Source organism: Winogradskyella eximia (assembly GCF_003386165.1).
Lineage (GTDB): Bacteria > Bacteroidota > Bacteroidia > Flavobacteriales > Flavobacteriaceae > Winogradskyella > Winogradskyella eximia.
This window is the reverse complement of sequence record NZ_QRDV01000001.1, coordinates 588,975-613,986: the sequence shown is the minus strand read 5'-3', so window position 1 is coordinate 613,986 and position 25,012 is coordinate 588,975. Positions and strand designations below refer to the sequence as shown.

18 protein-coding genes and 1 tRNA gene are annotated in these 25,012 nt (G+C 33.6%); 15 read left to right on the top strand and 4 right to left on the bottom strand.

What is annotated here, in order from left to right; all coding sequences use genetic code 11:
• Nucleotides 1–3,842: pectinesterase family protein (locus tag DFQ10_RS02685; protein ID WP_115815879.1), on the top strand; the 3,842-nt coding region annotated here is incomplete at its 5' end.
• A gap of 149 nt (nt 3,843–3,991) precedes the next feature.
• Nucleotides 3,992–4,819, top strand: a complete 828-nt coding sequence (locus DFQ10_RS02680) for a T9SS type A sorting domain-containing protein (RefSeq protein WP_115815878.1) — start codon at nt 3,992–3,994, stop codon at nt 4,817–4,819.
• 116 nt (nt 4,820–4,935) lie between these two features.
• Here DFQ10_RS02680 and DFQ10_RS02675 read toward each other — a convergent pair whose 3' ends face one another.
• Nucleotides 4,936–7,419 carry a pectate lyase family protein gene (locus DFQ10_RS02675; RefSeq protein ID WP_115815877.1) on the bottom strand — a complete coding sequence of 828 codons (2,484 nt, stop codon included), beginning with the start codon at nt 7,417–7,419 and terminating at the stop codon, nt 4,936–4,938.
• A gap of 264 nt (nt 7,420–7,683) precedes the next feature.
• Here DFQ10_RS02675 and DFQ10_RS02670 point away from each other — a divergent pair, with 264 nt between their 5' ends.
• The 11 genes from DFQ10_RS02670 (at nt 7,684) to DFQ10_RS02620 (ending at nt 20,517) form a co-directional block, all read left to right on the top strand.
• A complete protein-coding gene (locus tag DFQ10_RS02670; protein WP_245940599.1) occupies nt 7,684–9,174 on the top strand; it encodes a glycoside hydrolase family 28 protein in 1,491 nt (496 codons plus the stop codon).
• A 140-nt stretch (nt 9,175–9,314) separates the two neighbouring features.
• Nucleotides 9,315–10,232: an alpha/beta hydrolase gene (locus DFQ10_RS02665; protein ID WP_245710105.1), complete on the top strand. Its 918-nt coding sequence runs from the start codon at nt 9,315–9,317 to the stop codon at nt 10,230–10,232.
• Nucleotides 10,229–11,245 carry a DUF4861 family protein gene (locus DFQ10_RS02660; RefSeq protein WP_115815876.1) on the top strand — a complete coding sequence of 339 codons (1,017 nt, stop codon included), beginning with the start codon at nt 10,229–10,231 and terminating at the stop codon, nt 11,243–11,245. Before DFQ10_RS02665 ends, DFQ10_RS02660 begins: the two co-directional genes overlap by 4 nt.
• The gene (locus tag DFQ10_RS02655) at nt 11,245–11,664 is read left to right on the top strand and encodes a cupin domain-containing protein (protein ID WP_115815875.1); all 420 of its coding nucleotides are present in this window, start codon (nt 11,245–11,247) and stop codon (nt 11,662–11,664) included. Before DFQ10_RS02660 ends, DFQ10_RS02655 begins: the two co-directional genes overlap by 1 nt.
• Before the next feature lie 9 nt (nt 11,665–11,673).
• Complete coding sequence (locus DFQ10_RS02650; RefSeq protein ID WP_115815874.1) at nt 11,674–12,894, top strand: glycoside hydrolase family 88/105 protein; 1,221 nt, start codon at nt 11,674–11,676, stop codon at nt 12,892–12,894.
• A 73-nt stretch (nt 12,895–12,967) separates the two neighbouring features.
• The gene (locus DFQ10_RS02645; RefSeq protein ID WP_115816422.1) at nt 12,968–14,011 is read left to right on the top strand and encodes a Gfo/Idh/MocA family oxidoreductase; all 1,044 of its coding nucleotides are present in this window, start codon (nt 12,968–12,970) and stop codon (nt 14,009–14,011) included.
• Nucleotides 14,008–15,618 (top strand): glycoside hydrolase family 43 protein, encoded by a 1,611-nt coding sequence (locus tag DFQ10_RS02640; RefSeq protein WP_092466411.1) that lies wholly within the window; start codon nt 14,008–14,010, stop codon nt 15,616–15,618. Before DFQ10_RS02645 ends, DFQ10_RS02640 begins: the two co-directional genes overlap by 4 nt.
• The gene (locus tag DFQ10_RS02635) at nt 15,615–16,802 is read left to right on the top strand and encodes a sialidase family protein (protein ID WP_245940597.1); all 1,188 of its coding nucleotides are present in this window, start codon (nt 15,615–15,617) and stop codon (nt 16,800–16,802) included. The genes DFQ10_RS02640 and DFQ10_RS02635 overlap by 4 nt, the downstream gene beginning before the upstream one ends.
• Nucleotides 16,803–16,813: 11 nt before the next feature.
• A complete protein-coding gene (gene pelA / locus DFQ10_RS02630) occupies nt 16,814–18,826 on the top strand; it encodes a pectate lyase (RefSeq protein WP_245940595.1) in 2,013 nt (670 codons plus the stop codon).
• Nucleotides 18,813–19,592, top strand: coding sequence for a rhamnogalacturonan acetylesterase (locus DFQ10_RS02625; protein WP_115815872.1), 780 nt, complete (start codon nt 18,813–18,815; stop codon nt 19,590–19,592). Before pelA ends, DFQ10_RS02625 begins: the two co-directional genes overlap by 14 nt.
• A 1-nt stretch (nt 19,593) precedes the next feature.
• Nucleotides 19,594–20,517 carry an alpha/beta hydrolase gene (locus tag DFQ10_RS02620; RefSeq protein ID WP_245940593.1) on the top strand — a complete coding sequence of 308 codons (924 nt, stop codon included), beginning with the start codon at nt 19,594–19,596 and terminating at the stop codon, nt 20,515–20,517.
• Here the strand turns inward: DFQ10_RS02620 and uxuA are convergent, their stop codons facing one another.
• The 3 genes from uxuA to DFQ10_RS02605 form a co-directional block, all read right to left on the bottom strand.
• Entirely contained in the window at nt 20,518–21,684 is a 1,167-nt protein-coding gene (gene uxuA / locus DFQ10_RS02615; protein WP_115815871.1) for a mannonate dehydratase, read from the bottom strand. It lies immediately after the preceding gene.
• 11 nt (nt 21,685–21,695) lie between these two features.
• Complete coding sequence (locus DFQ10_RS02610; RefSeq protein ID WP_092466407.1) at nt 21,696–22,502, bottom strand: SDR family oxidoreductase; 807 nt, start codon at nt 22,500–22,502, stop codon at nt 21,696–21,698.
• Nucleotides 22,503–22,754: 252 nt separating this feature from the next.
• A tRNA-Leu gene (locus DFQ10_RS02605) sits at nt 22,755–22,836 on the bottom strand.
• A 226-nt stretch (nt 22,837–23,062) separates the two neighbouring features.
• Between DFQ10_RS02605 and DFQ10_RS02600 the strand changes: the two genes are divergently transcribed.
• Both DFQ10_RS02600 and DFQ10_RS02595 read left to right on the top strand, forming a co-directional pair.
• A complete protein-coding gene (locus DFQ10_RS02600; protein ID WP_115815870.1) occupies nt 23,063–24,451 on the top strand; it encodes a dipeptidase in 1,389 nt (462 codons plus the stop codon).
• A gap of 194 nt (nt 24,452–24,645) precedes the next feature.
• On the top strand, nt 24,646–25,011 hold the full coding sequence (locus DFQ10_RS02595) for a BlaI/MecI/CopY family transcriptional regulator (protein ID WP_115815869.1): 366 nt from the start codon (nt 24,646–24,648) through the stop codon (nt 25,009–25,011).
• The last annotated feature ends 1 nt before the right edge of the window (nt 25,012 follow it).

Sequence of the window (25,012 nt, the reverse complement as noted above, 5' to 3'; positions counted from 1 at the left end):
ATTATGGTGTTGCTTTTCAAGATGGTAATTCTTTAGAAATAGATGTTGAAGGAGGAAGTTGTACTGTTCGTTTTTATGGCTCAGAATATAGTTCTGGTACTATGGATGGTGGTACATCTATAGGAATTAATGATCTAGGGACAATGGACGTTGATATGGATGCATATCTTGACATGGTTGACCAAACAGGTTATTATGAATTTGTATATACAGGTAGTCCAACCACTTTATATTTTACTTTTAGCGGTAGTAATGCTTATACTCCAGCTATTGATGTAATATCACCAACATCTTCATACAATTTAGGTGACCAATCAACTTTTACAAACACAGGAGTTCAATGGGATCCTGTAACTTCAACAACAAGTCCAGATGGTAAAATAAGAACACAAGCGGCTACAAGTTTCTGGCATAGTAGTGGTTATGGTGTTGCTTTTCAAGATGGTAATTCTTTAGAAATAGATGTTGAAGGAGGAAGTTGTACTGTTCGTTTTTATGGCTCAGAATATAGTTCTGGTACTATGGATGGTGGTACAGCGATTGGTGGTAATCAATTAGGAACAATTGACGTCGATATGGATGCACATCCTAATATGGCTGACCAAACTGGATATTATGAATTTAATTATGCCGGTGGTCCAACGACTCTGTATTTTACATTTAGTGGATCAAATGCTTATACTCCAGCTATTGATGTAACATCTCTAGAGAGTACAATTATTAAAACAGATGTCTGGGATTTCGCTGCAGAGCAATTAGACGAAGTTCTGTATAACAATATGTTGACAGAAACAGATATCAACGCTTGGTATGATGGTTCTATTACTCCTGGCACTTCAGGTAATGTAATGCCTTCAGCATGGACAGCAGGTGATTTGTCTTGGTTAGGAGGAACAAATGATCGCTTAAGAACCGCAAATACTAACTTAACACGCTATGATGAAAATACAAGTGGTATTGCTGACCATTCTGGGAGAATTTATGTTAATGCGGCAGGCGCAACAGGGCGTTATATGAGTTTAACTCTAAATGAAGATGATGAAGTTACTGTAATGATGCTAACACAATCTGGTACAGGAAATGTTCATTTTCAATATACTGCAGACCCTGCAATACAAGATGATGTAGTTGCTGTAGGTGGTGACCTTCAAACGGTTAATTTCGTAGCAAAAGAAGCTGGTGAGTATCATATCTTTGATGAAGTTGATAAACCAAGTTACTACAGAATACTAAGAAAAGAGGCGCAATATCTAACATTAAGCGGAACAGTTGACGAAACATTTGCTGCTGGTATTCCTAGTGGATACTCTATAGTGTTTACCAATGAAGCTGGTAAAGCATTTCCAGCAGTGGTTTCTAGTGCAACTTACACAATCGATTTACCAACAGAGTATACTTATAATCTTAGCCTAGGTGATGCCAATGGCTATATAATAACTAATGGATTGAGTTTAGATGCAACTGAAGAAACAACAACTTATGATGTTGTGGTAGCACAAGTAGATATTTATAACGTTAGTGGTAATATTACTGGGTTAACAGACCTAACAGATGTTACATTACAATACACACCAGATGCTGGAGCAGGAACAGTTTACAATCCTATTGTTACAATAGACGAAATTTCCTCTACTTACAGTGTAGATATTGAAGCAGGAATTGAATACACAATAACTGCAGAAGGGGTAAATGATTATGAAATTTTAGCAAATACAATTACCATTGGTACAGCTGACGAAATAGCAGACGTTGTTTTTTCTGCAAAACCTTTATACAATGTAGTTATCAATGCTAATGGATTAGATGGAACACAACAAAATGAATTAAACCTAACATTTACAAACAATAACGAAGAAGGTTATTCGTATAGTTTTACCGATATCACAACAGTAGCATTACGCGACGGAATCTATACAGTTTCTTACGATGGCATTGATGCTTATCCAGTAAGGTTAGCATTAACTTCAAATCTAAATGTTCTGGGTTCAGATACTTCAAAAGATTTAACTTTTAACCCAATTACTGAATGGACATTTAATGATCGAGTTATCAATGCTGCTTCAGCATACGAAGGGCTCTTATTTACAGGAAGTATTAATGTTAGAGGAACTAATGGAGATTTAAATGCAAGCTCAGGATCTACAATCGCTATTCCTGTTTCTGTTGGCGATAAGGTAATTATTACCGATTATTACGCTTCGGATTATTCTGTTGAAGGAGGTCCAGCAGTAACTAATACCTCTAATAGTACGAGTACAAATGTGGTATATGAATACGTATATCTAGGGGCAACAGATGGTGTGGTTAATATAGCTGTTAATTCAACTTCATATTTTGTATCATTTCAAGTCGTAGCAATTGAAGCTTATAGTTCAACGTTAACAGTTGGTGTAAATAAAGATTATCAAACTATAAACGGTGCTTTAGATGCAATTTCTCGAATGGATCGTCCTAATGACGAACCAGTAACAGTTATGATTGACCCAGGGAATTATGAAGAAATGTTAGTTATTAATAGCAATAATGTAACCTTAAAAAATGCAGCTTCAAATCCAAGTATTGCTATATTCAATGCAGGTGTAGATATTGATGCCAACGCAGTGAGAGTTACTTCTTACTACGGACAGAAATATAATTTCTATAGTCAAGGAACTAATAACAAATGGAATGCTGAAGTTTTAGCTGTGAATACAGAAAATGGACATACCGATTACATAAATCAAGAAGGAACAGGAGGAGGTTCTTCTTATTGGAATGCGACCGTTGTGATTACTGCTCAAAATGTTACAATAGAAGACATCATTTTAGAAAATTCTTTTAATCAGTATATCTCTTTAAAGGAGTCTCAAGACATAGTTAAAGCAAAAGCTGCAAGTGAGCCAACAAGACCAACTAATTTTGGTAATACAGCTGTACAGGATCGATCAGCCGGCTATGTTACACAAGCTGCTGCGATTGGTATTGCTGCCAGTGCAGACAGAGTTATTTTAGACCAATGTAGAGTTATTGGCCGTCAAGATTCTTTTTACGGAGCTGAAGGTGCAAGAGTAGCTATTTATAAAGGAGATATGATGGGAGCCGTTGATTATATTTTTGGAGGTATGACAGCTGTATTTTATCAATCCAATTTTGTATTAAACACAAGTGATCACAGTAGTGATGCCGCATATATTACTGCAGCACAACAAACTACAGAAAGAGGCTTTTTAATGTATGAGTGTAATGTTAAGTCTCCTATTCCAGGAGTTGAAACGGCTTCAACTTATGGTTCTAAGCCTGGCTACTTTGGTCGTCCATGGGCACCAAATACAAGTGAGGTTGTATTTTATAATACAACGATAGATGAATCTACTTACCCTGGTTCAGAAGGATTGTCTTTAATATCACCTGAAGGCTGGACTAGCTCTCTTGGAGGAGAATCTTCAATGATGTACGAATATGGGACTATTGAAAATGCTTCTGGTGTTGATAATTCAGAAACACGCACACCATGGTCAACAGTACTGGTTAGTCCTACTTTAACCGATGGCACAGCTATTAATACTTTTAACTTTACTAAAGGAGCGGATGATTGGGATCCGTTTCCGGAATTGCTTTCGGTAAATGATTATGATAATTTAGAATCATCTGTTATAATTAAAGCTTATGGTCAAAAGCTTCACTTTTCTAATATAACATCAAAAACACATATTGAGGTTTACAACATAACTGGAGCTTTAGTTGCTAACCTAGATACTGTGAGTGATACTTCTATTGATATTGCCGGTGGTATATGGATTGTTAAAATACAGGCTAATGACGGAATTAAAGTGGTAAAATTGATTTCTCATTATCGATATTAGTCTAAAAACAACTAAGTACAAAGATCATCTGTCAAACAGATGATCTTTTTTAATACTTTTTTAATAAATACTTATTTTATTTTAAAAAAATCTTTAAATTTGTAATCGATTACAATTACGTAATAATCTAACCTTAAAATATTTACAACATGAAAAAAAAATTACTTTTATTGGTTTTACCAATGTTGCTTTTTGTGGCTACTTTACAAGCTCAAACTAAAGTTTGGGATTTTGGGGGGGATCCAACTTACACGAGTCCTGAACAAATTGCATTGTGGCCTGTAGTTGCTTTTAACGCAGCTGAAAGTGCTACAATAGAGAAAGATAATCTCTTTTTAGTGGGAGATAGTAGTGGTGATAAATTTGGTCAAATTGAAAATGCAGGTGGAGCTACTTGGGATACTGGTACGCCTGATGAATATACATCAATTAACCGTTTTAAATTTAACGGAGGTTCTGCACCAGTTGATTTTCTACCAAGTTATAGCTATATGTATTTTCCTGTATCTGGACCCGTTGATGTAAAAATTTGGTTTAGATCTGGTAGTAGCAGTGATACTGAACGTATTCTTTATATATCAGACGGCACTACTTTATTGAATTCTTTTCAAGCTGTAGGTAATGGTGATCCAGAAACCATAACAGCTAGTTATACTGGTACTGGTGGAAACATTTATATTTATGATTCAAATTCTTTTAACCTTTATAAAATTGAAGTAACAGGAGCAGGAGCAGATGTGCTAAGCATTAATAATATTGATACAGCTATAAATACAAGTGTAAAATCAGCTAATGATAGAATTTACATCTCTAATGTAACTTCTAACACGGAGGTTAATATCTATAGCATTACAGGTGCTTTGGTAAAGACAGTAAACACAAATACTGATCTTGATTTTAGTTTTAATTCAGGTTTATATTTCGCTAGAGTTACAACTTTAGAAGGCCAGAAATCCGTTAAATTATTAGTGCAATAATAGATTAAGAAATTCATCCTTTTTCTAAAACAAAAGCAGTAGAACGTAAAACCTCCTACTGCTTTTTTATGCTTTAAAATGAAGAAGTATCGATTTCTTTAAGTCTTAGAAAAAACTTATTTTTTTAAAAACTTTTTAGTTACTACTCCTCTATTTGTCTTAAGTGTTATAAAATAACTTCCACTTTCTAAATTAGTCAAATCAACAACTCTTAAATCCTTTTTAATAGTTTGTATTACTGTTCCTATAATGTTATATATAGTTATCTTTTCTATTGTAGAATTAGGTAAGTAAATATTCAACAAATTTGCGATTGGGTTGGGATAAACTTTCAATTTTTGTAGTGGCGAAAGATCTTCAATACCTAGCGCAAATTCACTTTTAATGTAATATAAATTGGCGACATTTCCTTTTGTAATACTATGATTTCCTGAAGGAATATTTGTTAAGGTGAGAACTCCATCAGTCGCAGAATATGTAACACCATCAAGTTTTATGTTTCCACTAAAAGCAGGATCAAATACCAATGTTAAAGTTGAAATAGAAGTTGTTGTGTAAGAAATATTTGTAGACGACTCAATCTTCAGCCTTTCTGTTAATATTAAACCATCATAAATTGTACTTCCTGGATATGAATTCATATTTGCCCCCGTAAATGAATAAAAACCACTATTTAGACCAGACGCTGTAAAATTGTGTATTTCATCTCCATTGGGAAGGCCATTAATTGATACACTTCCAGAAGCTGTTACTGATGAACCAGCTGAGCCATTAGTCGTAATTGAAAAATTTACATTCGATGTGGGAGTTCCTGATACAGTTATAGTTTGCGCAATTGTGTTTTTAGTATATACAATACCCGAAGCAGGTAATCCTATTACAGAAACATCGGTAGCATCTCCTCCCCAAGTAAAAATCATATCTTCAATAGCATTTCCACTATCAACTGATTGGTCATTATTATCTGGAACGGTTAAAGTCTGTGTACTTCCCGTACCTAAAGTATCACCTTGAATCGACACTAAATTCGATGTATAGGAAGTTAAAAGGCCTAATAGTCCAGTATTTATAGCATAGGAGGTATCATCATCAGGAGCATCAAAAGTCCAATTTATATCTCCACCACTCAATCTTCCTGAATACTGTATCACATTATTTTTTGCTACAATAGGACTATCAACTGTTAAAGAATTTATATATAGTGATGGGTCTGTATCAAAATTATTATAAGTATTGCCTCCTTGAAAAGATGAAATGTTACTTTCAATATTTTCATCACGTGTTGTTGCTACATAAGCATCAAATTGAGTAGGATAATTTACAGCATCATAAGCTACAAATCGTGTTTCTCCGCTCATATCATTATTAAATGCTTTTATTACTCCTCCATCTTCACCAGAAAAAGTTCCATTAGATCCGTTAAAGATATCTGTTCCTTGTTGCGATGTCAGCATAGGATATTTACAATTACGAAAAAAATTCCCTTCTAAAAACAAGGAAGAACCTTCAGTAGAACCAGAGCCATATTTTGCATTTCCATCAAAATAGTTATTGTAAACATGAGCCGAATAAAATCGAACTCGTGGATGACGAGAATCTGAATGGTCATACCAATTATGGTGATATGTAATATATAATTCCGTAGTAGTATTTTCACTTAAACCCAACAAATTACTTTTTCCGGTATCCCAAAAATGATTATAAGACATTGTAACATATGTAGATCTTTTACAGTCCAATGCACCATCCCCTTTTACTTGGTCAGCATCACCACCTGCAGCTCCATAAAATAAATCACAATTATGAACCCAAACATATTCATTGTCTTGTTGTAGACCTATATTATCACCTTCATTTGCATTGGTAAGCATAAAACCAAGATTTCGAACCTCTATATTTGTTCCTCTTTTAATGCGCAGTCCCCAACCATTTACAAGTGCGTCGTTGCCTACCCCTTCAAAAGTTATAGAGCCGTTGTTATTATTTTCATTTTCAATAACAACATCTCCATTTAACATATAATCTAAATCAGTAATGTTGCCTATCAATCGAACGGCCAATGGACGATCATCATCCCCTTTTTTAAAGCCATCTAAAATGGTTTGAAGTCCTACACATGGATTTGTTGTAGCACCTATAACATTCAACGATATTGTGTTTTTTGAGTTTTCCGTTATATAAATTACAACAGCATTCGCTTTAAGTGTACCATCGAGATTATAAGCACCAGGAACATGACCATTGCTATGTGCAAAACCATTTCTGTCGTGAGCAGTAACGGTAACACTGTTTGATACCGCAGCTGGACCTTCAATATTTGCGATAACAGGAACAACCTTAAGTATGTAATCACCTGTAGATAAACCTAATACGTCTGCTCGATAGTAACTACCATAACTACGGATAAGCTGTGTATCAATGATTTGATCCGTTAGTCCACCTCCTGTATAATAAACATTGTAGCTATCTACTCCATCTTCAGGTAACCACTCTACAAAAGCCGATTCTAACCAACCCGACGACTCTGTTATAGTTACTGCCTGTGCATTCAATTGTAGCCCCACTAGACATAAGGATAAATAAAGTAATATTTTTTTCATATCATATTAATTTTTGATTAAAGATGTAATCGATTACATAAAAGTAGCTATTAATTTGATATATAGTTGTTTTTCATCAATTATTATTTAGTTTCACATGTAATTAATTAAAAACATTGAATCTCTAGAATTGAGATGTTTATATTTTCATACCTTAATTTTCTTAGATGGAAAATCTTTTCATTTTAAATTCTAAAAGTTTGGAATATCAAAGTAATTTTTTTAGTTTTGTAATCGATTACATTAATGTTTAATTCTCTTTAAATGGTATCAATATTTAGTTTTCAGAATGAAAAAAAAGCTCTAAATTTATTTTCTTCATTTATTTTAATGGTTATAATGCTTATTGCTTTTAGTTCCTGTAAAGAGTCTAAAAAAGAGGATGAAACCATTGCGAGTTCAGAAAAAAGCCCTTGGGATGCAATGAATGCTGTAATAGAAAGTGTTTCTGTTCCTAAATTTCCAGATGCCACTTTTAATATCATGGATTTTGGAGCAAATCCAGATGGCACAACCTTTAATACAGAAGCTTTTAAAACTACCATTGCCGCTTGTGTAGAAAAAGGAGGAGGAATAGTTTTAGTACCTGAAGGCAATTATCTAACAGGAGCGATTCATTTAGATAATAATGTAAACTTACATCTCGAAGAAGGTGCAGAAATTTTATTTAGTACCAACCCAAAAGATTATTACCCGTTAGTTCCAACATCTTATGAAGGTGTTGAGCTTATCAACTACTCACCATTAATTTATGCCAGCAAAAAAAATAATGTCGCTGTTACAGGTAAAGGAACTTTAAATGGTCAGGCAAGTAATGACAATTGGTGGAAATGGTGTGGTAAAGAAGAGTATGGTTGGAAAAAAGGAATGCCGCAACAAAAAGATAGTTTAAACTTACCACGATTAATGGAAATGGGACAAAACGGTACACCTTTAGAAAAACGTGTTTTTGGAGATAGTCATTATTTACGCCCAAATTTTATTGAGTTCTATGAATGCAAAAATGTCCTATTAGAAGGTGTTAAAATAACGAATGCACCATTTTGGATTATACATCCATTTAAATCTAACAATGTAATAGTCGATGGTGTTACGGTTGAAAGCCACGGTCCAAATAATGACGGTTGCGACCCAGAATATTCTAAAAATGTAATCATTAAAAACTGTACGTTTAATACAGGTGACGATTGTATCGCCATAAAAGCTGGTAGAGATGCAGAAGGGAGACGTGTTGGTATTAAAAGCGAAAACATAGTGGTACAAAACTGTAAAATGCTAGATGGCCATGGAGGTGTTGTAATCGGTAGTGAAATGTCTGCTGGGGTACACAACGTTTATGTGGATAATTGCACAATGGATAGTCCTAATTTGGATAGAGCCATTCGTTTAAAAACCAACTCTAGAAGAGGGGGAACTATTGATGGTGTTTATGTTAGAAATGTAAAGATAGGTCAAGTTAAAGAAGCCGTTTTAAAACTAAATATGTTTTATGCAACTTACACTAATCAAACCGGCGAATTTATTCCTGAAATAAAAAATATTTGGTTAGAAAATATTACTGTTAAAAATGGTGGCGAATTTGGAATTTTAGCAAAAGGCTATAAAGAATCACCAATTACAAATGTCACTTTAAGAAATGTAAATATAGAAAAAGTAGAAAATGCTTTCTCTTTAGAAAATGTTTCTAATTTAAAACTTATAGATACGTATATTAATGGGGCTTTAATGCAAAGTCCAGCCAAAGAAGAGAATTAGTAGCAGGAATAAAATAGGAGGTATTTTGATTAGTTGTTTAGATTTCAATTCCTATGATAGCCTGATTTACAAAATCAGGCTTATTCTTTAAATAAAAAATAAGAATAGTGTATAAATCAATTTCATATAGCTTCATTTTTTTGTTGAATATATCAACTGTATTTGCTTTTCAATCCATACAGAAAGACACTTCATACACTGTAGCAGGTTCTTATAAAAAATACAAAAAGGATTTTCCGCAAATTGAAATTGTAAAATCGCAACAGTCTCAAAATGTATTTAAAACAAAAAACATTACATACAAAACGTTAGAAAACAGAACTCTTTGTTTGGATGCTTTTATAAATACATCAGAAAATAACCCAGCTGTTATTTTAGTGCATGGAGGCGGATGGAAATCTGGCAATAAGTCTCACATGACACCAATGGCACAACACATTGCTTCTCTAGGTTATTCTTGTTTTGCAGTAGAATATAGATTATCAGACGAAGTCCAATATCCTAAAGGGATTTATGATATAAAACAAGCCATTCAATATATAAAATCTAATGCCAAGCAATTTCATTTAGACACGACGAGAGTCGCTATTTTAGGAACTTCTTCTGGCGCACAAATGGCAACCTTGGTTGGTACAACAAATAACAATCCAAAGTTTGAAGAAAAAACAGAATATTCTACGTCAACGTCTGTCCAAGCCATTGTGAACTTAGATGGTGTTTTGGCTTTTGTTCATCCTAAATCTAGTGAAGGCAAAATGGCTAGTTGGTGGTTAGGAGGTACATCTAAAGAAAAGCCAGAAACATGGAAAGAAGCATCTGCCCTAACGCACACTGATAAAAACACCCCGCCGATTTTATTTATAAGTAGTCAGTATGAGCGTTTTCAAGCAGGACGAGAAGACATGATAAAAATTTTAGATAAACATAATATTTACAGTCAAGTCGAAAACTTTCCAGATAGTCCACATACCTTTTGGTTATTCCATCCTTGGTTTAATGATACTGTAAATTACATCTCAACATTTTTAGATAAAACACTCAAAAAAGATAAAGAATGAAAACACTAAAATTTATAATCGCTTTATGTTTTATTGCATCAATTACAGCCTGTAAATCTGAGAAAAAAGAAGACATAAAAGAACCGATTAAGCAAACTGAAAAAGTAATTGAAACACCAAAAACCTATGCAGAAATCTCTATTGCACAAGGTGGAGAATGGATTGATGGTACAAGAGGACATGAAGAATATGATAGTGGAACTTCATTCAAAAATATTGAAAAATTTCGAGTTCCAGATAACCACACCGACCATTCTTGGTACATACGTTACGAAGGGCCAGGTTGGGAAAACAATAAAATAGGATATAGGCTCTATTTAGATTGGAGAAATGCCATTGATATTTTCGGAAAAAAAACAGATACTATGGTGTTGTCTAACGTCGGCCAAGATGGTTTCGATTCATATCATGAACCTGAGCCTTGGGGACAAGACATCTTAAAAGTGGGAAGTGGACTTGGCGTTGGTTCTTTAGGTCGCTTAGTTGAAGATGAAGTACTTCACTTTAAAGAAGTCGATTCCACATTTGCTTCTGTACAAAATAATTTAGATGCATCTTCGGTAATTATAAACTATAAAGGATGGAAGACAGGTGAAGATAAAATCGATCTAAAATCAACATTAAGTATTCGTCCAGATCAACGGTACACAAAACACACTATTCAGCCTTCAAAAGCAATCGATGGTATTGTAACAGGAATTATCGATCACGGTGTCAATTATTTTCAGAAAGAAAGTGCTAACAAAAAATGGGCTTACATAGCGACTTATGGTGAGCAAACGTTGGTACCAGACGATTTAGGAATGGCAATTTTTTATGAGATTAAGACCACTTCTGAAGTTAAAAAAGGAAAGTATGATTATTTAATTCAATTTCAACCAACAACAAAACCTGTGTCCTTCTACTTTTTAGGAGCTTGGGAACAAGAAGTGGATGGCATTAAAACAGAGGCCGAATTTTTAACCTATTTAGATGGTTTATTGAATGAATTGAATTCAAATAATGCGCTATAATGAAGATTCTATTAAAAAGTGTAATACTCTTTTGTATGTGTATTAGTTTTCAAACTATCAATGCACAAGACAAAACTTATACCATTGAAGACTGCGTAAATACATTTTCCAAAGATGAAGCTATACCAACAAAAGTCGGCTATCAGTATTGGTTTGCAGATAAAGATTTTTTAGATGGGAGAACACTTAAGTTGAGTGTGGTAGCACCAGGGAAATCTACACACGCCCCACACCAACATCACGAAGATGAATTCTTTTATGTTTTAGAGGGTACTGCAAAGTTTTATTTAAATGGAAAAGAAGTTGTTGTAGAAGCCAATACAAGTTTGTATTGCCCACCAAATAGTATGCATGGTATTAGTAATGCTGGTGCTATAGAATTAAAATATTTAGTGATTAAGAAATACGAAAAGCAATAAATAGTTAAGATGAAAAATATAACGCTTATTACAATATTAGCTTTAAGTTTTTTTACAAGTTGTAAAGAAGAAAAGAAGCAAGCGGAAGTACCAAAACAAGAAATGGAAATTTCTGATTCGTTAAAATGGTCAGAACGTATGGCTTTGTCCGAAATTAAAAGATTTCCAGATCCAACACTTTTAGATTTTAGAGACAAACCAAAATGGAGTTATACACCAGGATTAGTTTTGCAAGCAATGTCTAAGGTTTATGAGCAAATTAACAATCAAAAAATATATGATTATATATATGAGTATCCTGATAAAATGATTGAAAAAAATGGGACTATCAAAACCTACAAAATGTCTAACTACAACTTAGATATGATAAAAGCTGGTGATATCATGTACTATGTGTATAACAAAACTCAAGAGCCTCGTTTTAAAAAAGTAATAGATACACTTCATAAACAATTAGAAGGTCAACCAACAACTTCAGAAGGTGGTTTTTGGCATAAAAAAATATATCCATATCAGATGTGGTTGGATGGTTTATATATGGCTGAACCATTTCATGCTAAATATGCTAAAGACTATATGAGTCCTGTAGAAGCAAACAAGGTTTATGATAAAATTGTTCTACAATTTGACTTAATTGAAAAATACAGTAGAGATTCAGAAACAGGATTGTACTACCATGGTTGGGATGAAAGTAGAGAACAAAAATGGGCTAATAAAGAGACAGGTCTTTCAGAGAATTTTTGGTCTCGTGGCATGGGTTGGTACGGCATGGCATTAGTAGATGTGTTAGATTATTTACCAGAAAATCATCAAGGAAGAGCAAGAATTATTAAATATCTCAACCAATATGCCGAAGCTATCGTAAAATATCAAGATAAAAGTGGCACATGGTTTCAGGTGCTCAATTTACCCGAAAGAGAAGGAAACTACTTAGAAGCCACAGGAACAAGTATGTTTACATATACTTTAGCAAAAGGAGTTAATAAAGGATACTTACCAAACACCTATTTAGAGAATGCGAACAAGGCGTTTCAAGGCTCTCTAGATTTATTCATTACCGTTGAAGACAATGGAGTTGTAAATCTTAACAAATGTTGTGGTGTCGCAGGTTTAGGAGGGGATCCATACAGAGATGGCACATTTGAATACTATATTGGAGAAATAATTAGATCTAATGACCCTAAAGGAACTGGCCCCTTTATTATGGCAGCTTTAGAATTAAACAAGTAAAATAAATTTTAAGTCTTTATTCGAGTGATTTTGAAGGAGGAAAAAATCGTATAGAGAACTAAATAATATGAATATGGCTTTAATAAATACAGCATTATGCTCTTTCGGAATGAGTGGATGGGTTTTTCATGGTCCATTTATAGATGTACACCCAGATTTTAATTTATATGCTGTTTTTGAACGCACCAAAAATTTAGCCAAAGAAAAATACTCAAATATTAAAACGTTTCGATCTTTGGAAGAATTGCTTAAAGATGACGCCATAGATTTAGTTATCGTTAACACACCAAATATTACGCATTACGAGTATACAAAAAAGTGTCTTGAAGCGGGTAAACATGTCGTAGTTGAAAAACCATTTACAGTAACTTCAACAGAAGCTGAAGAACTAGTTGCATTAGCAGAAAAGCAAAATGTAAAACTTTCAGTATTTCAGAATAGACGATGGGATAGTGATTTTAAAACTGTCAAAAAAGTCATAGAACAAGGCGTTTTAGGAAATATTGTTGAAGCCGAATTTCATTACGATAGATTTGATCCAGAACTAAGCTATAAAACTCATAAAGAAACACCAACCGAAGGTGTTGGTAGTTTGTACGATTTAGGCTCACATATCATAGACCAAGCATTACAATTGTTTGGAATGCCTGACAGTATTTTTGCTACTCTAGATTCATTTAGAGATAATTCTGAAGTAGGAGATTATTTCGATGTAAAATTATATTACGATTCGAAATACGTATCTCTAAAATCGAGTTATTTTGTTAGAGAACCACTTCCAGCCTATTGTATTCATGGTACCAAAGGGTCGTTTGTAAAATCAAAAGCAGATATACAAGAAACAGAACTTCAAAAGAATTTAAAACCCCACTCAAATAATTGGGGTATAGAACCAGAATCTGAAGGTGGAATACTTCATATTCTGAAAGATGGTGAATTCAAAAAATCATTTGTTAATACAGAACAAGGTAATTATATGACATATTACGATGGGATTTCTGATGCAATACGTAACAATAAACCGCTACCAGTAACAGCAAAAGAAGCAACAGATGTTATAATAATTATCGAAGCTGCAATGAAAAGTAACAAAGAAAAGCGCGTTGTTGATTTATGAGAACTATTTTAATTATCATAAGTCTGTTTTCTGTTTTTAGCCTTTCGGCTCAAGAAAAAACAGTATCTAAAGTTTGGGCTTCCGAGAATGGTAATGGAACTTATACAAATCCAATTTTACATTCAGACTTTTCAGATCCAGATGTCGTTAGAGTTGGAGATGATTACTATATGACAGCTTCTTCTTTTAACGCTTCACCAAGCTTACCTATTTTACATTCAAAAGATTTAGTAAACTGGGAATTGGTCAATTATGCACTTCCAAAACAAGTGCCATTAGAGGTTTTTGACAAACCACAACATGGTAAAGGTGTCTGGGCACCATGTATTAGATATCATAATGAAGAATTTTACATCTATTATCCAGACCCAGATTTTGGAATTTATATGATTAAAACCAAAAATCCAAAGAGCGTTTGGTCAGAACCTGTTTTAGTTAAAGGAGGAAAAGGCCTTATAGACCCAACACCACTATGGGACGACGATGGAAAAGTATATTTAGCATATGCTTTTGCTGGTAGTCGTGCAGGAATTAAAAGCTTATTGGTTATTGCAACAATGAATGAAAATGGCACCAAAACCAATGACGATGAGGTATTAATTATTGATGGTCATAAGAACGAATCTACTATTGAAGGACCAAAATTTTACAAACGAAATGGGTATTACTACATTTTTGCACCAGCAGGAGGAGTTTCTACAGGTTGGCAAACTATCTTAAGATCAAAAACTGTTTATGGACCATATGAAAAGAAAAAGGTTTTACATCAAGGAAACACAGCTATAAATGGTCCGCATCAAGGTGCTTGGGTAACGACACAAACTGGTGAAAATTGGTTTTTTCATTTTCAAGATAAAGATGCTTATGGACGTATCGTTCATTTACAACCTATGACGTGGGAAAACAATTGGCCAGTTATTGGAGTCGACCAAAATAATGATGGTATTGGAGAACCTGTTTTAACATATAAAAAACCAAATGTTGGTAAAACATATCCAATTGTTACACCACCAGATTCTGATGAATTTAATCAACCAAAATTAGGATTACAATGGCAATGGCAGGCAAATCCAGAAGTATATTACGGATTTCCAACAGCAATGGGACATTATACCATGTATTGCAGACCAAAGCCCGAAGATGCTGTTAATCTATATACGATTTCGAATTTATTATTACAAAAATTTCCAGCAGAAGAATTTACAGCAACAACAAAAATGACCTTCAACTCTAGGCACGATAATGAAGAAGTAGGTTTCTTAATTATGGGATTAGATTACAGTTATATTCGATTGAAAAAAGTGGTGGGAAATTTATACTTGTCTCAAGTAATATGTGAAGATGCTAATAAAAATAAAGCCGAAACTGAAAGCGATAAAATTAAAATAGATACAAATACGGTTTATCTTCAAGTTAAAGTTAGTAAAGGTGGAATTTGTGAATTTTTCTACAGTCTAGATAATAAAAAATTCAAATCCATAGGAAAAGCTTTTAAAGCAAGAGAAGGGAGATGGATTGGTTCTAAAATAGGATTTTTGGCACTTCGTGAAGGGATTATAAATGATGCTGGAAGCTTAGATATTGATTGGATAAGATTCAGAAGATGATAAAAGACAAGTCCTTAATAGTGTCTATGCTACTAGCAACGTCGTTAGTTGTGTTGTTTCTCTCATGCGAAACCGATAAGGCTATAAAAGTTCCTTTTAAAGTAGATATCGCCATTTTTAATCAAGATAAAAACGATGATTTAGGGCTTAAAGCCCCTAAAGGAATAGAAACAGTTACTATTTTTAAACCAAATGATTCTACAAATCATTTCAACAATGGAGCTGTGATGACGGTATTTAAAAACACCTTTTATTGTCAATGGCAAAGTTCTTCAAAAGATGAAGACTCTATGGAGACTTGGGTCGCTTATAACCAAAGTGATGATGGAAAAAACTGGTCTGAACCCAAAGTTTTATCTGAAACCTTAGCAAGTGGTTACTGTACTTCTGGTGGTTGGTGGAAACATGGTGATACTTTAGTTGCCTATATCAATGAGTGGCCAGATGATGTTATACCTAAAGGAGGATTTACATATTACAAAACGAGTGTTGACGGTGTGAATTGGACAGATAAACAACCAGTCTTAATGGCTAAAGGCACTCCACTGAATGGTGTTTTTGAACAAGACCCTCATGCCTTACCAGACGGTCGTATTGTTGGTGCTGCTCATTTTCAACCTGGATTAATTGCATCTCCAATTTATACCGATGACCCTTTAGGTATCAGGGGTTGGAAACGACCAAAATTTTCTAATAATTCAGTAAAAAATAATGTTTCTCGAGAAATTGAACCCAGTTGGTTCCTACAAGGAAACAATAATTTAGTAATGGTATTTAGAGATCAAAGTAGCTCCTATTATAATTTGGCTTCGGTAAGTAAAGATCGAGGAGAAACATGGTCAATTCCTGTAATTACAAATATGCCAGATTCGAGATCTAAGCAAAGTGCAGGCAATTTTAATAATGGTATAGCGTATATAATTAATAATCCTGTAAATAACAAAACAAGGATGCCTTTAGCGGTTACTTTAAGCGATGAAGGAAAATTATTTAGTACCTCGTATGTCATAAGAAGAGGTGGTAAAGATATTCAATCGTTGCGTTACGAAGGAAAATATAAAAGGTTGGGTTATCATTATCCAAAGTCATTTGTTTGGAAGAACAATCTCTACATATCTTATGCTACAAATAAAGAAGATATTGAATACACCAAAGTACCGTTAACTAGTTTAACTTTAAATTAAAAATGATGAGGATGAAAAATATAAAAAGAATTGTCTTTTTCGCAATCACTTTAGCCGTTTGTTCAAATTTATATGCTCAAGTTCATGATAAGTCATGGCGAGATATAATTCATAAAAAAGAAGCCGCTTGGTTTGCTACACCTGAAGCCAAGCAAATGGCAGAAAATGTTCTGTTATATCAGCGTGATATTGGTGGATGGCCCAAAAATGTGCAAATGCATCATTCGCTTACCGAAACTCAAAAACAAGAACTTCTAGTCAAAAAACAGACGAATGAGGGTGCTACAACAGATAATGGAGCCACAATTCAAGAAATGTTGTTTTTATCAAAAATATATGCCCAAACACGAGATGAGATTTATAAAAATGCCTTTTTAAAAGCAGTAGATTTTATTTTAGAAGCGCAATATGATAATGGAGGTTGGCCACAATTTTATCCTCTAAAAAAAGGCTATAGCACACATATTACATACAATGATGATTCTATGATTAACATCATGAATCTTTTAAAAAAGATGAAAGATAACACCGCCTACTACTCTATTCAGCCAACAATAATGCAATTAGAAAAAATAAACGTAGCGTTTAATAAAGGTATTGATTGTATACTCAAAACACAATACAAGCAAAATGGAGTATTAACGGCTTGGTGTGCGCAGCATGATGAAAACACACTGTTGCCTGCAAAAGCAAGAGCCTATGAATTACCATCTTTAAGTGGAGCGGAATCAGCTCATATCGTTTTACTTCTAATGTCTATAGAAAACCCATCAAAAGAGGTAATTAATGCTGTAAATAGTGCTGTTACATGGTTCGAAAAAGTAAAAATCACAGGATTAAGAAAAGATAGGATTTATAACAATGTTGGAAAAATCGTCGACAAAAGAATGATTCCAGATGAGAATGCACCAGCAATTTGGGCGCGTTTTATGGAATTGGAGGATAATGCACCTTTCTTTTGTGACAGAGACGGCATAAAAAAAGCCTCTTTAGCCGAAATTGGAGATGAGCGAAGAAATGGATATGCTTGGTATAAAAACGATCCACAGCTTGTATTAAATAAATACCCTGAATGGAAAGCCAAACACGATTTAATAACTATTAAAAAAAATAATGATGAATTTAATATAGTTGTTGCAAAAGATGGAAGTGGAGACTATGAAACTATTCAAAAAGCTATAAACAATACCAAGTCATTTCCATATAAAAGAGTGACAATCTTCATTAAAGATGGTATATATAAAGAAAAAGTTAAAATCCACGAATGGAATTCAAACCTATCATTAATAGGTGAAAGCAAAGACAAAACAATTATTACTTATGACGACTATTTTAATAAGGTTGGATTAGGTAGAAATAGCACATTTTATACTTACACTCTGTTAATAGAAGCCAACTGTGTTATTTTAAAAAACCTTACCATTGAAAACTCATCTGGTGAAGTTGGTCAAGCAGTGGCTCTATCTGTATTTTCAGATGAAGTTGCTGTTATAAACTGCAAACTCTTAGGTAATCAAGATACCTTGTATGCATCAGGTAAAGGAAGACAGTATTACAAAGACTGTTATATTGAGGGTACTACTGATTTTATATTCGGCAGTGCAACAGCTTTTTTTGAAAACTGCGAAATACATAGTAAAAAGAATTCGTACATCACAGCAGCTTCAACACCAAAAGATTCATTATTTGGTTACGTATTTAAAGATTGCAAGCTTACAGCAGATAAAGATATTGATGAAGTCTATTTAGGAAGACCTTGGCGAATATATGCTCAAACAGTCTTTATAAATTGCGATTTAGGAAGTCATATTTTATCAGAAGGATGGCACAATTGGTCTAAATCAAAAGCTAAAAAAACAACCTTTTATGGTGAGTATAAAAACCATAATGTAGGATTTCAACCAGAAAAAAGAGTAGGATGGTCACATCAATTAAAAAAGCAAGAAGCCAAAAAATATACCTTAAAGAATATACTCGGTAAGTATAAAAAAGCTTCAAAAAAAGAATGGTATGAAACATTATAAGGTTTTATTCTTTTTGATTTTGATTATCTATCAATCATGTAAAAAAGATAAAACAGAATCTCAATCAGATCAACGAATACAAAATATTTCTATTTACACAATTGGAGACTCTACTATGGCAGATAAACCAAATCCTGAAGAGAATCCAGAACGAGGTTGGTGTCAATTATTACCTCAGTTCTTAAACAATAATGCCACTGTAAAAAATCATGCAGTAAATGGAAGAAGTACTCGAAGTTTTATAGCTGAAGGACGATGGGATTCTGTTTACCAACAAATGAAAAAAGGCGATTATATATTTATCCAATTTGGACATAACGATCAAAAAATTAATAATCCTAATCGCTATACCAATCCCCATACGGCTTACAGAAATAATTTAATAAAGTTTGTTTCAGAAACCAGAGAAATGGGAGCAACACCAGTTTTATTCACTTCTATAGTTAGGCGTAATTTTAACGAAGAAAAAACTTTAGTAGATACTCATGGCGAATATCCTCAAGAAGTGCGGTCAGTTGCACAGGAGTTCAATGTGCCGCTAATTGATTTGCAATATTTAACCGAAAAGCTTGAAGAAGCTTACGGAGTAAATGATTCTAAGAAATTACATTTGCATTATGCTCCTAATGAAATCCCATATTATCCAAAAGGTAAAGAAGATAATACACATTTATCTGTTTTAGGAGCAACAGAAGTAGCAAGATTAGCTGTTAATGCTTTAAATGAAAAAGTTGAAGGTTTTGATGCTTTCACTAAAACCAATTAAAATGAAAACTCATCATTATTTTTTGTTTTTCAGTTACTTTTTAATGCTTAATTGCTTTGGACAGCCAAAACGCGAAGTCATTGAGTTATGGAACGGTGCAATTCCAAATGTGATAGAAAATCCAGAGTTCAAGGAGATTGAAATCATAAAAGATTCCGTAGTTTCTAGCTTGGAGCAAGTTAGTATTCCAACACTAACGGTTTTCAAACCTAAACAACCTAACGGAACAGCAGTTGTCATTTGTCCAGGAGGTGGTTATCATCATTTAGCAATCAATAAAGAAGGTTATAAAGTTGCAGAATGGTTAAATACGCTTGGTATTACAGCTTTCGTTTTAAAATATAGATTACCAAATGATGCCATCATGGAAGATAGAACCATTGGACCATTACAAGATGCTCAAAGAGCTGTAAGATATGTAAGACGTAATGGTCAAAACTGGAAATTAAATAAAGATAATATAGGCATAATGGGGTTTTCCGCTGGTGGCCATTTAGCAGCAACATTATCAACTCAATATAATAAAGAGTTATATAAGGTTGAAGACGATATTAATGCAAGACCAGATTTTTCAATATTGATTTACCCTGTTATTTCAATGAAAGATTCAATTACACATAAAGGATCTAGAAAAAACTTGTTAGGAGAGTCACCTTCAGATATAGAAATAGAAACTTATTCTAACGAAACACAAATGGACGCTTACACGCCTAAAACTTTTTTAGTACATGCGACGGATGATAAATCTGTTCCTGTAGAAAACAGTATTCATTATTATTTAGCGCTAAAAGATTATAATGTTTCTGTCGAAATACATATTTATGAAAAAGGTGGTCATGGTTTTGGTCTGGGTAGAGGAGATACTAATCATTTTTGGACAATAGCTTGTGAAAATTGGTTAAAAGCTAATAAATGGATAGATTAATTATCTAATATCACTTTTAAAAATCCCCATACTTAAACCTCTAAGTTCAGCAAGCCCTTTTAATCTTCCGATAGCTGAATAGCCAGCATAAGTTGTAGTGTTTTTTAAATCGTCCAACATTTGATGTCCATGATCTGGTCGCATAGGAATAGAGATGTTACGCTCCTTTTCAATTTTTAAAACAGTTTTTACTACCTCATACATATCTGAAGAACCTTCTAAATGATGATCCTCATAAAAACTACCATTAGGTTCACGTTTTACATTTCTCAAATGAAGAAAATGAATTCTGTCTTTAAATTTTTCTATCATTTTAGGTAAATCGTTTTCAGGATTGGCACCCAATGAGCCTGTACAAAACGTTATTCCATTTGAAGGACTATCAATGAAATTAACTAAATCATCCAAGTCTCTTTCAGATTTTATAATGCGAGGTAGTCCCATAATATCAAATGGTGGATCGTCTGGATGGATTGCCATCTTAATTCCCAATTCTTCAGCAAGCGGAATAATTTGATTTAAAAAATAAGATAAATTTGATTTTAAATCGGCATGAGAAATACCATCATACTGCGCAATCATCTCTTTAAATTTTGGAATAGTAAGGTCGTCAACAGTTCCTGGTAAACCTTTTAAAATACTATCTTCTAAACGTTGTTTTTCTTCGGGGGACATATTATCAAAGTGCATTTCGGCATCTCTCAAAATAGAGGCATCATAGCTTTTATCTACATTTTTCCGCTTCAAGATGAAGGCTTCAAAAATCGCCATTTCTACCTTGTCAAATCTCAATGCTGTACTACCATCATTCAATTCCCAATAGAGATGTGTACGCGTCCAATCTAAAACAGGCATGAAATTATAACAAACATTTTTAACTCCACATTGTGCTATATTTTTTAAGCTTTGCTTATAATTTTCAATGCGTTTCAGATAATCGCCTTGTCTTAACTTAATGTTCTCATGGACAGGAATACTTTCTATGAATGCCCATTCTAAGCCATTTTTTTCAATGGTATTTTTTACATTTTCAATATCCTTTATTGTCCAAATCTCACCATTGTCAACATGATGAAGTGCGGTAACAATTCCTGTAGCACCAGCTTGTTTTATATTTGATAGACTAACTGTATCTGAAGTTCCAAACCATCTAAATGTTTCTTTCATTTTCTTTCTACTTAAACACCACTAAAAACACTAAAACCGCCATCAACATGTATTACTGTTCCTGTCATAAATTTTGAGGCATTACTTACCAGTAAATGCACAGCTCCATTTAATTCTTCTGAATCTCCAAAACGCTTCATTGGTGTGTTTTTCACAATGGTTTCACCACGTTCGGTTAATGAACCATCTTCATTGGTTAACAATTGTCTGTTCTGATCTGCAAGAAAAAATCCTGGTGCAATTGCATTAACTCTAATTTTATCACCAAATTTTAAAGCCATGTCCACAGACATCCAGCGTGTAAAATTTTCCATAGCCGCTTTTGAAGCAGAGTACCCCACAACTCTTGTTAGCACGTTCGCTACAGCCACTGAAGAAACATTAATTATTGAACCATTTCCTTGTTGAGCCATATATTCACCAAACACTAAAGAAGGTATCACCGTTCCCATTAAATTTAAATCGGTTACATTTTGGAAATCGTCAATCGAAATATCAAATAATGAATCGTTTGGTGCTAAAGTTGCTCCAGGCATATTTCCTCCTGCAGCATTGATCAGTACATCTATTTTTTGCCATTTTTCAAGAATTTTAGATTTAACTGAAATTAAATTTTCTTTGTCGAGCACATCTGCTTTTATACCTATGGCGTTTTTTTCTGAAAGTTGGTTGGCAAAGAGTTTTGCTTTGTTTTCGTCTCTTCCTAAAATCGCCACTTTTGCCCCAGAATTAATAAGGTGTTTTGCAATACTAGACCCTAAAGTGCCATAACCACCTGTTATAATTATTACTTTATCTTTTATATCAAAAATATTCATATTACAATTAGTTTAAAAAATTAAAATACAATAACTTTTTCTAAAACCTTATTATATTTAAACTATTTATACCTAGGGTCCGCTAGTAGCATTTTTTTTTGTTTTTAGTCAGTTTTAATACTATTTAGAACGAAACACAATTATTATAAAGGGCCTTCCAAAAATAGTCAAATGTTGTACCTATGTTGTACCTGACCTTTTTTTGAAACAATTTTAAATAAAAAAAATCCGAAGATTTCTCTTCGGATTTTGTACAGGTGGGGAGACTCGAACTCCCACACCTCGCGGCACCAGATCCTAAGTCTGGCGTGTCTACCAATTCCACCACACCTGCATTTTAATATTTTTAGAACTTTTCCTTGGATAAGTCCTAAGTCTAGCGTGTCTACCAATTCCACCACGCCTGCAACTATCCAATAAATATTGGGATGCAAATATAAACAATAGTTTCAATATACAAATAGTAAATTTTCAAGAATTCTAAATGATTTCTTAAAGTTTTGAGTTAACCAATTTATTCCTCTTTAAATTCCTATTTTTGATTAAAATCAAATACACTTATGCAATCCATACAATCTTATATTAAAGACAATAAAGATCGCTTTCTTGGCGAACTTATAGATTTATTAAAAATTCCTTCTATTAGTGCTGATTCTGCGTACAAAGGAGATGTTTTAAAAACTGCCGAAGTCATTAAAACAAGCCTAGAAAACGCAGGCTGTGACCACGTAGAAATATGTAAAACTGAAGGCTACCCAATTGTTTACGGAGAAAAAATTATAAATAAAAATTTACCTACAATTCTGGTTTATGGCCATTACGATGTGCAACCACCAGATCCTTTAGATTTGTGGAATTCACCACCTTTTGAACCTGTAATTCAGAAAACAGAATTACATCCTGAAGGCGCTATTTTTGCTAGAGGTGCATGCGACGACAAAGGCCAAATGTATATGCATGTTAAAGCCATGGAGTTTATGACTGCTAATAATGAATTGCCTTGTAATGTAAAATTTATGATTGAAGGTGAAGAAGAAGTTGGAAGTGTTAACCTAGCCAAATTTGTAAAAGCAAATCGTGAAAAATTAACAAATGATGTGATTTTAATTTCTGATACCGGAATGATTGCACCAGATGTACCCTCTATTACAACCGGTCTTAGAGGCTTAAGTTATGTTGAAGTTGAAGTGACTGGGCCAAACAGAGATTTACATTCTGGTCTTTATGGAGGTGCAGTTGCAAATCCTATTAATGTGCTAACAAAAATGATTGCATCACTTCATGATGATAATAATCACATTACAATTCCAGGATTTTACTATAAAGTAGAAAACTTATCTGATGCGGAACGCGCAGAAATGGCAAAAGCACCTTTTTCATTAGAAGCTTATAAGAAATCATTAGATATTGATGCGGTGTATGGCGAAGAAGGCTATACAACAAACGAGCGTAATTCAATTCGTCCAACATTAGATGTTAATGGTATTTGGGGAGGTTACACTGGTGAAGGAGCAAAAACAGTTATAGCAAGTAAGGCCTATGCTAAAATCTCTATGCGTTTAGTACCTAACCAAGATTGGGAAGAAATCACAGAATTATTCAAAACTCATTTTGAAAGTATCGCTCCAAAAGGAGTTACTGTAAAAGTTACACCTCATCATGGAGGACAAGGTTATGTAACACCTATTGATAGTGTGGGTTATAAAGCAGCTTCTAAAGCTTATGAGCAAACTTTTGGAAAAACACCAATTCCACAACGTAGTGGAGGAAGTATTCCTATTGTTTCGCTTTTTGAACAAGAATTAAAGAGCAAAACCATCTTAATGGGCTTTGGCTTAGATAGTGATGCTATACACTCACCAAATGAACATTTTGGAGTGTGGAATTACCTTAAAGGTATAGAAACCATCCCTTATTTTTATAAATACTTTACAGAATTATCAAAATAAGTAAGCGACTGATAAAGTAGCTAACTACAATCCTAAAAGCCTTAAGATTATTGGTAATCGTAAGGCTTTTCTTTTTTAAAAAATAAAAATGTAATACCATTTTTCTTATCAAACTGCACAACCCAACTACTCTACACTTGTAGAATTAAAAAATATACTCTACATTTGTAGAGTTAATTCTAAATACGTAGAGTATGCAACTTTCAAAAACTGAAGAACAATTAATGCAACATCTCTGGAAGCTAGAAAAAGCTTTTATGAAAGATTTATTAGACATCTATCCTGAGCCTAAACCTGCAACAACAACAGTTGCTACTTTGCTTAAACGTATGATTGGCAAGGGTTTTGTTGATTACAAAGCTTATGGTAATTCTAGAGAATATTTCCCTTTAGTTAAAAAAGAAGACTATTTCTCTAAGCATGTTAATGGCCTCATTAAAACCTTTTTTAATGATAGTGCCTCTCAGTTTGCATCCTTCTTTACTCGCAAAACGGATTTGACTAAGGAAGAATTAGAGGCATTAAAAAAAATCATTGACCAAGAAATTAAAAACAAGTAAT

Coding starts and splice junctions, on each gene's coding strand:
- DFQ10_RS02680 (WP_115815878.1), top strand. CDS start 3,992: ATGAAAAAAAAATTACTTTTATTGGTTTTACCAATGTTGCTTTTTGTG.
- DFQ10_RS02675 (WP_115815877.1), bottom strand. CDS start 7,419: ATGAAAAAAATATTACTTTATTTATCCTTATGTCTAGTGGGGCTACAA.
- DFQ10_RS02670 (WP_245940599.1), top strand. CDS start 7,684: ATGGTATCAATATTTAGTTTTCAGAATGAAAAAAAAGCTCTAAATTTA.
- DFQ10_RS02660 (WP_115815876.1), top strand. CDS start 10,229: ATGAAAACACTAAAATTTATAATCGCTTTATGTTTTATTGCATCAATT.
- DFQ10_RS02655 (WP_115815875.1), top strand. CDS start 11,245: ATGAAGATTCTATTAAAAAGTGTAATACTCTTTTGTATGTGTATTAGT.
- DFQ10_RS02650 (WP_115815874.1), top strand. CDS start 11,674: ATGAAAAATATAACGCTTATTACAATATTAGCTTTAAGTTTTTTTACA.
- DFQ10_RS02645 (WP_115816422.1), top strand. CDS start 12,968: ATGGCTTTAATAAATACAGCATTATGCTCTTTCGGAATGAGTGGATGG.
- DFQ10_RS02640 (WP_092466411.1), top strand. CDS start 14,008: ATGAGAACTATTTTAATTATCATAAGTCTGTTTTCTGTTTTTAGCCTT.
- DFQ10_RS02635 (WP_245940597.1), top strand. CDS start 15,615: ATGATAAAAGACAAGTCCTTAATAGTGTCTATGCTACTAGCAACGTCG.
- pelA (WP_245940595.1), top strand. CDS start 16,814: ATGAAAAATATAAAAAGAATTGTCTTTTTCGCAATCACTTTAGCCGTT.
- DFQ10_RS02625 (WP_115815872.1), top strand. CDS start 18,813: ATGAAACATTATAAGGTTTTATTCTTTTTGATTTTGATTATCTATCAA.
- DFQ10_RS02620 (WP_245940593.1), top strand. CDS start 19,594: ATGAAAACTCATCATTATTTTTTGTTTTTCAGTTACTTTTTAATGCTT.
- uxuA (WP_115815871.1), bottom strand. CDS start 21,684: ATGAAAGAAACATTTAGATGGTTTGGAACTTCAGATACAGTTAGTCTA.
- DFQ10_RS02610 (WP_092466407.1), bottom strand. CDS start 22,502: ATGAATATTTTTGATATAAAAGATAAAGTAATAATTATAACAGGTGGT.
- DFQ10_RS02600 (WP_115815870.1), top strand. CDS start 23,063: ATGCAATCCATACAATCTTATATTAAAGACAATAAAGATCGCTTTCTT.
- DFQ10_RS02595 (WP_115815869.1), top strand. CDS start 24,646: ATGCAACTTTCAAAAACTGAAGAACAATTAATGCAACATCTCTGGAAG.